This window comes from Amphritea atlantica, from assembly GCA_024397875.1.
Classification (GTDB): domain Bacteria; phylum Pseudomonadota; class Gammaproteobacteria; order Pseudomonadales; family Balneatricaceae; genus Amphritea; species Amphritea atlantica_B.
The window spans coordinates 2729090-2741296 of the sequence record CP073344.1 but is presented as its reverse complement, the minus strand read 5'-3'; the positions used below and the strand labels follow the sequence as shown (position 1 = coordinate 2741296).

The window sequence follows — 12207 nt, the reverse complement described above, 5'->3', positions numbered from 1 at the left end:
TGCTTTGGTCGCTATTTGCTGCTCAGTGATCTGACTCAAGCACTATTCTCAAGGACTATCTCAGTGTCTTCAGCAAAGAAATACTCATCACAGTTATTGCCTTCACCCTCGCGGTCGACCACCAGAAAGTCATCTTCCGGGACACAGCTTAAAACCGGGTGATGCCAGACGCCGGGGTGATAATTGATCCCCTGGCTGCCATCGGTGATAAAGGCGCGGATCTTATCCCGCTGCGGTACCTCGCCGGGGTCAGCAACGATGATCAGAAACGGGTTCTGCTTCAGGGGAATAAACGCCTGGCTGCCAAACGGATGCCGTTCCAGCAGTTTGATCCGCAGCGGCAGCGCCAGTCCCTGAGCGCGGAAAATACTGATTATTCCACGGTCGCCCGGCTTACCCAGCATCACCTCGGCTAAGCGGTGAAAGCGCTGGGTAGAGCCATTGTTGATCATGAAAAAGTCACGATCACGGGTCTCAATGACCGTGCCGTAGGGGGCAAATGCCGCGGCGGTCAGTGGCTCCGGTGTGAGAGTCAGCCTGGTTTGTTCAGTCATTTAAAGCACCTTAGTCCTTAGTTCTCAGTCGGTAGCTCTTAGTCAGAAATATGGCCAAACAGCCTCAGCCGGCTGACGCCACCATCCGGGAAGATGTTCAGGCGGATATGGGTGATCGGTCCCAGCCGGTTGATCTGCTCAGCAAACTCATGTTCCTGATGCATCTCCAGTTTCTGTGAGGGCAGCAGCTCCTTCCAGAACAGGCTCTGGGTTTCGATCTGTTCATCGGTGCCGCCTTTCACGAAGGCTGCCTGAATGGAACAGCTGTCCGGGTAGTTGCCCTTAAAGTGCAGGGTATCGACCACGATACGACTGATCTCTCCCGGATGACCCAGCGCCACGATGACCCAGTCATTTCCCGGGGTGCGTCGGCGGGCGGTTTCCCAGCCGTCGCCCATGTTAACCCCACGTCCGGGATTAAGAATGTTGCTCATCTTGCCGAAGTGTTCGTCACTGCAGGCCAGCGCCCGGCCACCGTTGAGGGAAGACGCCAGATCGATCTCCTGCTCGCTGCCGATCTCAGACCAGTTCAGATAAGGCGTGCCATAGACTCTGAGACGGGCAACCCCGCCATCCGGGAAGATATTAAAGCGGATATGGGTCCAGGGCTGGTCATTATTGATGGCGTGCAGGTGCTGGCTGTCACCATTCAGGCTGACCGCACTCAGGAGTTCGGTCCATTCAGCATCTTCTGCCGGATCTCCGTCCTGACAGAAGCAGGCTTCCAGCGATGCAGAGGGCGGGTAGTTGCCGGTGAAGAATGAGGTATCGATATCGACACCTTTGATCACGCCGGGGACACCGAGGCGGATGATAGTGTAATCATAGCCCTCAAAGCGCTTACGGCGGGATTCCCAGCCATCCATCCACTTGCCGTTGTCATCAAAAACGCCCTCTTTCCACACCGGGGCTTCCGGTTGCAGCATCCGGTCGACGGCGGCAAACCAGTCGTCGGTTACAAAAATCGCCTTGCTGCCCAGACGGGCGTCAGCCAGGTTGATGTGCTTCTCAAATGTTGTTGTCATTATCTGTCTCGTTCTGGCAAAAAATTGGTTACATAGCCTGCAGTCGGAACTGCGCTATTTTGTTGATTTCCTGCAATGCCCGGCTGAACTCCTGCTCGGGATTGTTATGAATGCGCTCCTCAAAGGCCGCCAGAATCTGGTGCCGGTTGCTGCCCTTGACCGCCATAATGAACGGAAAGCCAAACTTTGCTTTATACGCATCATTCAGCTGAGTAAAACGGGCAAACTCTTCGGCGGTGCACTCACTGATACCCGCACCGGCCTGTTCTGAGGTTGAAGATTCAGTCAGCTCACCGGCGATAGCGGCTTTACCGGCCAGGTCCGGGTGAGCATTGATCAGATCCAGCTGAGATTGTTGATCAGACTCAAGCAATATCTTTGCCATGCGCCCATGCAGGGCCTCTATCTGATCGCAGTTGCTGTCAACTCCCAGGTCATAGGCCTGTTCTGCCACCCAGGCTGAATGCTCATAAATGTCGCCGAAAGTACGGATAAAGGTTTCACGGCTCATCTGACTCGGGGTGCAGTGTTGAAACTGAGCATGACTCATGACGCGGTCTCCGGGTTAAAGGGGTGGTGGCTGTGCCAGTGTTCAGCAATATCGATGCGGCGACTGAACCACACCTGCTCATGGCTCTGGGCATAACGGATAAAGCGTTCCAGTGCCGCGATCCGTGCCGGCCGTCCGATGAGGCGGCAGTGCAGACCGATTGAGAGCATTTTTGGTGCGTCGGCCCCTTCGGCGTACAGGGTATCGAAGCTGTCTTTCAGGTATTGATAGAACTGCTCGCCACTGTTAAAACCCTGTTGCGTGGCAAAGCGCATATCATTGGTGTCCAGTGTGTAGGGGATCACCAGGTGTCCCTTGCCCTGATTGTTGACCCAGTAGGGCAGGTCATCATCATAGGCATCGGAGTCATACATAAAGCCGCCTTCCTCCATCACCAGCTTGCGGGTGTTGGGGCTGTTGCGACCGGTGTACCAGCCCTGCGGTCGCTGACCGGTCACCTGAGTGATGACATCAATGGCGCGCATCAGATGATCACGTTCTTCCGACTCATCAAAATACTGATAATCGATCCAGCGATAGCCGTGGCTGCAGATCTCATGACCGGCCTCGACCATCGCTTTCGCCACCTCCGGGTGACGCTCAATCGCCATCGCCACGGCAAAAATAGTCAGCGGAATATCATACTTACTGAACAGTTTCAGCACCCGCCAGACACCGGCACGACTGCCGTATTCATAACAGGACTCCATGCTCATATTGCGTACGCCGGGCAACGGCTGTGCACCGGGCATCTCCGACAGAAACGCTTCGGACTCGCTGTCACCATGCAGAATGCAGCGCTCACCGCCCTCTTCGTAGTTGAGAACAAATGAGATAGCGATACGGGCCTGCCCGGGCCAGCATGGATGAGGCGGGTGGCTACCATATCCGATCAGATCACGAGGATAGTCATTGTTCACGGGGGCACTCCTTAAAAACTGAAAGCGTGTATTGGATTAGATAATGGATCAATCCAAACTGGTATGCAATCATTGTATACAATAATTTTAGATAATGACAAGTTACATACCGTCTTTAATTCCCGGCTATCCGGGCTAAAGTACCCTGGAACATATCGCTATCCCTTTAATATCAGTGGTTTCAGGGTTTGATTTCAGTATGTGATAATGCCTTGTTAATAATGTATACAATAAATCTTACAATTGTCTGTGAAAGTCGTTTCGCCTGTTCTATAGTGTAGTCATCTGCAGATCAGTTTAGGCTGAACTGCCAATGCTTAAGTTAAAAAAATTAAATAAAAGACAGAGGATGAATAACTCATGGGTTATCTGACCACGCATGTGCTGGACTCGGCTCACGGCTGTCCCGGCAGTGAAATACCAGTAGCGCTCTACCGTATCAGCGACAATAGCCGCGAACTGCTACACACAACCCTGACCAACGACGATGGTCGCTGCGATCAGCCGGTGCTGGAGGGTGAGGATTTCACAAAGGGCGTCTACGAACTGGTCTTCAGTGTGGGCAGCTATTACCGTAAACGGGGCGTAGAACTGCCGGAACCTGCCTTTCTCGATGATGTGGTGCTGCGCTTCGGTATTGCCGATGAAGATGAGCATTACCATGTGCCGCTGCTGATCTCGCCGTATAGCTATTCTACGTATCGCGGGTCATAACGGCAGTCGCTAGAACGTCGCTTCGCGACTCGCTAGACGCGGCTTCGCCGCTTGCTAGTTGTTAGAAAAAGCGTTTTAAGAGCCGTAGCTCGTGGCTTGTTGCTCGAAAAAGCGGGAATTGTGGGAGTGACGCTAGCATGCCCTCTGGGTGATAGGGATTACTGCTGACTTTTTCACTGTAGGAGCCCCTTTAGCATGCCCTCTGGGTACCAGGGGCGATCTTTTATATCCTCTGGTCACTCATTTCACTTCTGATCAACCCGTTACTTTTTGCCCCTCACTCAATCCGCACTAAATTCTTACCCAATCAATGATCGGGCCCCCAAACTTCCCCCGGCGCTTCCTTCTCCCTGAGGGGATATTGAACCTCTTTCTCTTGTCTTCGACCGTCACTCATTCGCTGTGGATAATTTCCCTTATGTTTCTGACTATATATACAGTTAATTGGGATAACTCAGAAAGACTGGCACGCTTTGACACTCACCGATCTGAACAATAGCGCGCTTTGTCACTGGCATAACCCTTTAAAGTGTTGCAGAATCAGAAAGATAAGGATATCAACAGGTGAGATTGTGTGCCGGTTGAAAGTGCCAAAACGCGCATGCGCGTTTTCAGGGGATGAAAAACGACGTGCTTCAAAACTCTGCTTTACTCTCAAATAGTTACCTCCCCTTAGCTGCAGAACCTGCGGCAGACAAACGCGCATGCGCACAATTAAAATGTTAATAATCAATAGATTTCATACCTATGAATGAGAAACCGACCTTCTATAAATATAAATCTTTTCAGAACTTTGAGTTTTTGCTGGATATGATATTAAAAGAAAGGCTTTATGCGGCTAAATATAATGAACTAAATGATCCCATGGAAGGGGTAATCAAGGTTGACAATACTGTTCCCAAGAATAGGGAGAAAGAGTGGGAAGAAATTATTAGTGACCTGAGAATTGTTTGTTTTACAAAAGACCCAAAAAATTCTCTAATGTGGTCTCATTATGCAGACGGTGGCAAAGGTTGCTTGGTTGAATTTGATTTGTTGGATGGGCAAGAATATCACAAGATTTCTTATTTGAAGAAGCCAGTTCTTAATGGAAAGGATATAAATATATCTAAAGCGTTCGAGATACTGAAATATAAAGATAAGCCTTGGAAATATGAAGCTGAATATCGCTGCATTCAACTAAAAGATAGATTTCTACCAGTTAATATAAAGTCTATAACATTTGGTCCAAGATCGAATGAAGAGTCGGTAGAAATGCTGATGCATATTCTAACACTTTGCAAACCTAACCTTAAAGTTCGCAAAATGAGTGAAATTGGAGTTTTTAAGAGTGCCGAGTTTACAATCGGTGCAAAAAAGACGATGGTTGTAAGCACTTCTAACCCTAAAGAATGTATCCAATGTGCATCAATAAATATGATGCAAAGGGACTTCGTAGGAATGCATAGAGGGTGGAAAGATTATTAACAATCATAAGCACTTGACCTAAAAAAGCTACGCTTTTTCAGTCAAGTGTTACGGGCGTTAGGCACACACTCATATCCGTTTTATTTTGGGGAGTGACATGTCAACAAAATCGGAAAGTGAGCCCGTAGTAAAAAAAGTATCCCCTCGCCAGTGGCTAAGGTTAGTTTTGGCGTATCTTCTTATCCCGCTGATGTTATTGATATGTGCGTGGGATCTCAGTTGGCGGCAGGCGTGGGTCTATTCGGTGCTGATCTTATCCGCCGGTATTGGGGGACGTATATGGGCGGAACAGCGCCCCCCCGGATTGACGGCTGAACGAAAAAATATTGAAAATATTCAAAAAGCAAAGGCTTGGGATAAAGTGCTTGCTCCGCTGATGGCGGTGAGTATCAGTTACCCTATGGTTATGGTGTCAGGGTTGGACCATCGCTATAACGGGTCACCCGAATTTCCGCTATGGTTAAGTGTCATTGGATTTACATTGATCACGTTCGGTTAGGTATTTTTGGGGTCAGAGTAAAAATATATTTTCTGAATGTCGATAAAGGATAGGTCTTTAGTTTTTCTCAAGAAAAACAATTAAGCAGATGGAATTTAGGGGAATTATACCTATTTACATTTTTCCGCCGCCGATAGCTGTTTGGTGGTACCCCGGCGATGAGGTCCACATTGTTGCTCCCTTTGAGGCTATAGTATTATGGGGTTCTGAAGAAAGGGAAGGTGTCAGAGTGAAATGTTTTAGTTTTGAGGCCCTAACAAAGAAACCCAGATAACGCGCTATTGCGCACCCGATTTAGGCGTTAGGCTCGTGAAAATATAGTTCGGAGGCAGGGTTAACCGATATGAAAGAAAAAAAGCTATCAATTTTTGAGCGCTATTTAACTATTTGGGTTCTTGTTTGTATTACTTTAGGCATTGCGCTCGGAAAAGTCGCACCGGGTGTGGCGACGACATTGAATGACTTTTCAATTTACCAAGTATCAATACCTATTGCTGTATGCCTGTTTTTTATGATGTATCCCATTATGGTCAAAATTGATTTTGCCCATGTGCTTAAATCTGCAAAAACACCCAAGCCTGTGTTTTTAACGCTCTTTATAAACTGGGCAATTAAACCTTTTAGCATGTTTGCTATATCATACTTGTTTTTAGGTTATCTATTTAAAGACTTCTTGCCAGGTACAGAGGTCTTGGCAAATGGTGAGGAGGTCGAACTTTGGCGAAGCTATATCGCAGGTACTATTTTACTGGGTATTGCTCCCTGTACTGCGATGGTGTTGATGTGGGGCCATCTGGCAAAAGGTAATGATGGGCTGACTCTGGTAATGGTGGCAATAAACTCATTAATGATGCTATTTCTCTATGGGCCATTAGGTGGTCTGTTATTAAACGTCAATTCTATGCCTGTTCCCTGGCAAACTATGGTGCTTTCTGTTTCTATTTATGTAGCACTTCCTCTGATTGCAGGATATTTCTCAAGAAAGCTGATTATAAAGCACAAAGGTATTGTTTGGTTTAAGGAAAGGTTTCTACATTGGTTGACGCCCGTGAGTATCTCGGCTTTGTTAATTACCCTGGTTCTCCTGTTTTCATTCAAAGGTGAGGTGATTGTTTCAAACCCATTAACCATTCTATGGATAGCAGTTCCATTATTGATACAGACAGTATTCATCTTTGCTTTGGGGTATTTTGTTTTTTCCAGGTTGTGTAAGCTCTCATACCAGGATGCTGCACCAGTATCGCTAATTGGTGCATCTAATCACTTTGAGGTGGCTATTGCTACAGCCGTCATTCTATTCGGGCTATCCTCTGGGGCAGCGTTGGCAACGGTTGTAGGTGTTTTGATTGAAGTGCCCTTAATGTTAATGCTGGTCTCTTTATGTAAAAAGACATCCTATTTATTTGAAAGTAAATTATCGGAACAAACCTAGCAATTGCATGCTGTTGAACTAGTTTCCGCTGCGCGCCTAATCAACACGCAAATGCGGGCGTTAGGACACACTCATATCCGTTTTATTTTGGGGAGTGACATGTCAACAAAATCGGAAAGTGAGCCCGTCGTTAAAAAAGTATCCTCTCGCCAGTGGCTAAGATTAGTTTTGGCGTATCTCCTTATCCCACTGATTTTATTGATATGTGCGTGGGATCTCAGTTGGTGGCAGGCGTGGGTCTATTCGGTGTTGATCTTATCCGCCGGTATTGGGGGACGTATATGGGCGGAACAGCGACACCCCGGATTGACGGCTGAACGACAAAATATTGAAAATATTCAAAAAGCAAAGGCTTGGGATAAAGTGCTTGCTCCACTGATGGCGGTGAGTATCAGTTACCCTATGGTTATGGTGGCAGGGCTGGACCATCGCTATCACGGGTCACCCGAATTTCCGTTATGGTTAAGTGTCACTGGATTCATATTGATCACGTTCGGCTATGCCTTCGCTGCATGGGCAGTGGTAGAGAACCGTTTTTTCTCTAGCGTGGTACGTATTCAGACGGAACGAGGGCACGTGGTGTGTGATACCGGCCCGTACCGATTTGTTCGGCATCCGGGTTATGCCGGAAATATTCTTCCACTGTTTGGTATTGCGCTTGCGTTGGGCTCGCTATGGACACTGATACCTGCGGTAGTGGCAACCATCATTTCGGTGGTCAGAACAGTCCTGGAAGATCAGACTTTACAGAAAGAGTTACCGGGCTATCGAGACTATGCACAACGTGTGCGCTATCGGTTAATGCCTGGAATTTACTGAGCTATGTGGGGCCAGAGATATTTGCGATGAGTGTAACAACTCAGCTCCAAATTGAAGGGGAGAGCGGAAAAAAAACATCACTTCAAATAAGAGCGTTACAGCCAACGCTATTCTGTCTTTTTCTTAGGCACAGAAAAACGTGCAATGATGACTGTCACAACCCCCACAATAATGGAAAGCATTGCAAAGCCGGACATTCCATTACCGTGAGATTCAAACACCAGAATATAGACACCTAAAGCAACAAAGAACACACCCAGTAAAATCCCTACTTTAGGGTTTGAAGTTTTCAGCACGGATGGACTGGCACTTTTTGCAGCTTTAGATTTAGAGTGAGCAGACGCTTTTCGTTTGTGTATATGTCTAGGCATGATCAACTCCTCAGCCGCTATAACGGTTGGCTGAAATAGTGAGGAACAAACGGCAGCCAACGGTTAGAGGTTCTTTTGATTTCGTTGTTAAGTTGAGTCTAGACCAAACCAGCACAGACATTTAACTATTTGCTAAAGCACAGGATCTGCATATACACGCTTTCCCTCTTGTCGCTTCAGGCACTTGATTTAATAAGGCATCAGAAAAGGTTATTTCAGGCGAACTGCACCAGCAATGTGGATCAGAACCACACGAAGCTATATTCCCACATCGATTGGCTTGCTGACATAGAGGGCATACATTTGGATCAATCGTGTCCGGGGTCGTACTCAAAAGAAACCTCTATCATCTGAAAGACTTGATACTCATGCAAAGCATAGCGCAATTAAAGTAGCCTCATCCTTGAGGCTGATCTCATATTATAAGGCTCTGATCTTAGTGATCTCTTCATCTGAAATTCCAAGAGACTTGAGGAATTTCTGGTGTTCCTCAGGCTCAAGCTCTTCAAATTTTTGGTGCCACTTGATCATATTAGTTTCAGTAAATCCAGCGGCAACCATGATCTCTACCCAACGTTCTTTATTCACAATACTTTCCTCTAACAGGCCAGGTTCTTGAAGCAGTACGACAACAGCTTTCTGCTGTGCGCGTAAGTTTTGGATTTCTCTTTCAAGTTTATTAAAGTGATCCTTCAATATCTGTGTTTGAGACTCTCCCTTTCGATCTAACAAAGAGCGAATGCTTGAAACTGACAAACCATATGAACGATAGGAAGTAATCGCCTCTAAGCGTTTAATTTCCTTGTCGCCATACCAGCGGTATCCGTTCCCGGAACGATAAGCAGGCATAAGCAGTTCTTCTTTTTCGTAGTACAAAATGGTTGTACGTGAAATACCAAACTGTTTAGCGATTTGAGAGACAGTTAGCATATAAGCTTCTTTGTTTGACCGAATGTGCATCTTGAACCCTGGACTTATAGACGGGTCAACAGTTTGATTGTACATTTCTTTGGTGGGGTACGGTATGCATGACAAGTGACTGTAATGTTTAGTCAATGATGTTTGTGATGTTGGGGTCAGTGTAAAAACACAGCTCTAAATTAAAGGGGTCAATGAGTGAATGACCCCTTTAGTGTATCGGGGGGAAGAACCCGTTATACGCGCAGCAAGGCTTTAGCCAGGCGTTCAGACAGTTGCTCTTCTGTGAATTGCGCTTCATTTGGCGGATAAAGGCTATCTTCATCAAAGTTAAAACCGTTTTCACGGGCCAGGGCAAACATCTCTTTCATCTTAGTGCAGTCTTTCAGCTGTTGAGCTAACGCAGGGTTAGCTTTTGCTTGGTTAGAGAACGCAGCAATTTGCTCTACAGACATAGTATTGGGCCTCTTGTCAGGTCATGGTGTGAAATAACTAAGCCCCTGTCGTTGTATCAGGTACATGTTCAGGGTTACCAGATACAGCAATATGTATACCGTTGTAAAACAGAGTTGTTGTCTTTTTTTATATTATTTATCAATAAGATAAGTTGTTTCTTAAAATCCTGGCACTGTTGGATATATGACAAACAAACGGCGTTTGGCTGCTTTGTGACAACGTCAGGCCCTGTTAACGAGGCTATAGCGCGAAGCCGCCAGGTCGGTAAGTTTGCGGGTTATTAACCCCGCAGAATAGCTTTAGCCAGCCGGTTTGACAGCTGGTCATGAGTAAACTGAGGCTGGTTCGGCGAAAAGAGACTGTCTTCATCAAACATGAAACCTAAATCACGTGCCAGGCCGAGCATATCTCTCACCCGCTCACAGTTTTTTAGTTTACGGCCCAGTTCGGGTGTTGCTTTGGCATGATTAGAAAAAGCGGCAATTTGTTGAGTTAACATAGCGGAGTCTCCAGTCTGTTAAATAGTGTCGAAGCCTTACATTAAAAAAATTCAGCGTTGTATCGCTGGCTGCAAAATATGTTCCGCAGCATCAGCTTATTTTTTATAAAACAAATCAGTGGTTTACAGTGTTTCAGAGAAGAGTAGCGTTGTTGTCTGTATGACACAAAAGCTGAATTGAGAGGTTTGATACACAGAAGAATATTATAAATTAAGGGGGGATCACATCCCTTGAGCTTCCGTGCTTTTTCTATTCTCTGTGCCCTCTGTGGTGAATAAGAGCCCATGAAGCTAAGCAGCCACTTGGTTATCTGCAGACGTTAATTATTCATCACATCTGGTCAGATCTGTTTTATCGGGATATTATTTCGTTACGGCCATGAACACATGGCTGGCGTCGCTCGGACGGTTCCGGGCGCTTACGTAAATAGAGGTTATTATGGCCGATAATTCTGGCACATCACCGGTACGTCATTTTTCCCGTATCGATCGCTTACCCCCGTACGTTTTTAATATCACCGCTGAGCTGAAGATGGCGGCGCGTCGTCGTGGCGAAGATATCATCGACTTCAGTATGGGCAATCCCGATGGGCCGACGCCCGCGCATATCGTCGAGAAGCTCTGTACCGTCGCGCAGCGCGATGACACCCATGGTTACTCCACCTCCCGCGGTATTCCGCGGCTTCGGCGGGCGATCTCCCGCTGGTATCAGGACCGCTATCAGGTCGAGATCGATCCCGAGGATGAGGCGATTGTCACCATCGGTTCCAAGGAGGGGCTGGCGCACCTGATGCTGGCCACGGTGGATCATGGTGACACCGTACTGGTGCCTAATCCGAGTTACCCGATTCATATCTACGGCGCGGTGATTGCCGGTGCCCAGGTGCGCTCGATACCGCTGATCCCCGGCGTCGACTTTTTTGTTGAACTGGAACGCGCTATCCGGGAGTCGATTCCGAAACCGAAGATGATTATTCTCGGCTTTCCATCCAATCCGACCGCGCAGTGCGTAGAACTGGATTTCTTCGAACGTGTGGTGGCACTGGCCAAACAGCACGATATCATCGTGGTACACGATCTGGCCTACGCTGATATCGTTTATGACGGCTGGAAGGCACCCTCGATTATGCAGGTGCCGGGTGCCAAGGATGTCGCGGTTGAGTTTTTCACCCTGTCCAAGAGTTACAACATGGCAGGCTGGCGTATCGGCTTCATGGTTGGCAACAAAGAGCTGGTGCATGCGCTGGCCAGAATCAAAAGCTATCACGATTACGGCACTTTCACACCGCTGCAGGTCGCGGCTATTGCTGCGCTGGAAGGCGATCAGCAGTGCGTACTGGATATTGCTGAGCAGTACCGGCAACGTCGTAACGCGTTGGCGAAAGGGCTGCATGAGGCGGGCTGGATGGTGGATGTACCCAAAGCGTCGATGTATATCTGGGCTAAAATTCCCGAACCTTACCAGGCGATGGGCTCGCTGGAGTTCGCCAAGAAGCTGCTCTCCGACGCCAAAGTATGCGTCTCTCCCGGCGTTGGTTTCGGTGATTACGGTGATGGCTTCGTGCGCTTTGCCCTGATCGAGAATCAGGACCGTATCCGTCAGGCGGTGCGCGGTATCAAGGCGATGTTCCGCAAGGATGGCCTGATCGAGATGCCGGAAAAACGCCGTTAAGTCGAAAAGGGAACAGATTTATTTCATGCATTAAAAAATGAATCTGTTCTAACACTTCTCTCTGTGCCCTTCGTGTTCTCTGTGGTTAATCCTTAAAAAATATACCACAGAGGGCTCCGAGCGCACGGAGGAAAGATCAAGAATAGAGGGCGAGACAAGGGGAAATAAAGGGCAGGAATATCTGGTTATAAAAAACAGATCTGTTCCAGTTCTTCTTCCCTCTGTGGTTAAACCGCTCTTGATCCTCAAAGACTCACGACAGCGAACTCTGAGACAGCGGCCATTGTTTTCCAAAAAATCGCTAAGCAAGT

Annotated in this window: 15 protein-coding genes; 6 read left to right on the top strand and 9 right to left on the bottom strand. The window is 47.5% G+C overall.

What is annotated here, in order from left to right; all coding sequences use genetic code 11:
- Positions 1-35 precede the first annotated feature (35 nt).
- The 4 genes from KDX31_12600 to puuE are packed head-to-tail and all read right to left on the bottom strand — an operon-like array spanning position 36 to position 3049.
- Positions 36-554, bottom strand: coding sequence for an ureidoglycolate lyase (locus KDX31_12600; protein ID UTW02198.1), 519 nt, complete (start codon positions 552-554; stop codon positions 36-38).
- A gap of 38 nt (positions 555-592) precedes the next feature.
- Positions 593-1579: an allantoicase gene (alc, locus tag KDX31_12595; protein ID UTW02197.1), complete on the bottom strand. Its 987-nt coding sequence runs from the start codon at positions 1577-1579 to the stop codon at positions 593-595.
- 28 nt (positions 1580-1607) lie between these two features.
- Positions 1608-2129 (bottom strand): 2-oxo-4-hydroxy-4-carboxy-5-ureidoimidazoline decarboxylase, encoded by a 522-nt coding sequence (gene uraD / locus KDX31_12590; protein UTW02196.1) that lies wholly within the window; start codon positions 2127-2129, stop codon positions 1608-1610.
- Positions 2126-3049 (bottom strand): allantoinase PuuE, encoded by a 924-nt coding sequence (puuE, locus tag KDX31_12585; protein ID UTW02195.1) that lies wholly within the window; start codon positions 3047-3049, stop codon positions 2126-2128. Before puuE ends, uraD begins: the two co-directional genes overlap by 4 nt.
- 360 nt (positions 3050-3409) lie before the next feature.
- On the opposite strand from puuE, the gene uraH reads away from it, so the two are divergent.
- The 5 genes from uraH (at position 3410) to KDX31_12560 (ending at position 7980) form a co-directional block, all read left to right on the top strand.
- Positions 3410-3763 (top strand): hydroxyisourate hydrolase, encoded by a 354-nt coding sequence (gene uraH / locus KDX31_12580; protein ID UTW02194.1) that lies wholly within the window; start codon positions 3410-3412, stop codon positions 3761-3763.
- Between the two features lie 747 nt (positions 3764-4510).
- Entirely contained in the window at positions 4511-5230 is a 720-nt protein-coding gene (locus tag KDX31_12575; GenBank protein UTW02193.1) for a DUF2971 domain-containing protein, read from the top strand.
- A gap of 97 nt (positions 5231-5327) precedes the next feature.
- Positions 5328-5729, top strand: a complete 402-nt coding sequence (locus KDX31_12570) for a hypothetical protein (protein UTW02192.1) — start codon at positions 5328-5330, stop codon at positions 5727-5729.
- A gap of 343 nt (positions 5730-6072) precedes the next feature.
- Complete coding sequence (gene arsB, locus KDX31_12565; protein ID UTW02191.1) at positions 6073-7161, top strand: ACR3 family arsenite efflux transporter; 1089 nt, start codon at positions 6073-6075, stop codon at positions 7159-7161.
- Positions 7162-7260: 99 nt separating this feature from the next.
- The gene (locus KDX31_12560; protein ID UTW02190.1) at positions 7261-7980 is read left to right on the top strand and encodes an isoprenylcysteine carboxylmethyltransferase family protein; all 720 of its coding nucleotides are present in this window, start codon (positions 7261-7263) and stop codon (positions 7978-7980) included.
- A gap of 107 nt (positions 7981-8087) precedes the next feature.
- On the opposite strand, the gene KDX31_12555 is transcribed toward KDX31_12560, so the two are convergent.
- From KDX31_12555 to KDX31_12535, 5 genes are all read right to left on the bottom strand, one after another.
- Entirely contained in the window at positions 8088-8351 is a 264-nt protein-coding gene (locus tag KDX31_12555) for a hypothetical protein (protein ID UTW02189.1), read from the bottom strand.
- Positions 8352-8472: 121 nt separating this feature from the next.
- Positions 8473-8685, bottom strand: coding sequence for a cysteine-rich CWC family protein (locus KDX31_12550; protein UTW02188.1), 213 nt, complete (start codon positions 8683-8685; stop codon positions 8473-8475).
- An 86-nt stretch (positions 8686-8771) separates the two neighbouring features.
- A complete protein-coding gene (locus KDX31_12545) occupies positions 8772-9281 on the bottom strand; it encodes a MerR family transcriptional regulator (GenBank protein ID UTW02187.1) in 510 nt (169 codons plus the stop codon).
- A 224-nt stretch (positions 9282-9505) separates the two neighbouring features.
- On the bottom strand, positions 9506-9724 hold the full coding sequence (locus KDX31_12540) for a Nif11-like leader peptide family natural product precursor (GenBank protein UTW02186.1): 219 nt from the start codon (positions 9722-9724) through the stop codon (positions 9506-9508).
- A gap of 281 nt (positions 9725-10005) precedes the next feature.
- Positions 10006-10224 carry a Nif11-like leader peptide family natural product precursor gene (locus tag KDX31_12535; GenBank protein ID UTW02185.1) on the bottom strand — a complete coding sequence of 73 codons (219 nt, stop codon included), beginning with the start codon at positions 10222-10224 and terminating at the stop codon, positions 10006-10008.
- Between the two features lie 439 nt (positions 10225-10663).
- Here KDX31_12535 and alaC point away from each other — a divergent pair, with 439 nt between their 5' ends.
- The gene (alaC, locus tag KDX31_12530) at positions 10664-11896 is read left to right on the top strand and encodes an alanine transaminase (protein UTW02184.1); all 1233 of its coding nucleotides are present in this window, start codon (positions 10664-10666) and stop codon (positions 11894-11896) included.
- Positions 11897-12207 lie beyond the last annotated feature (311 nt).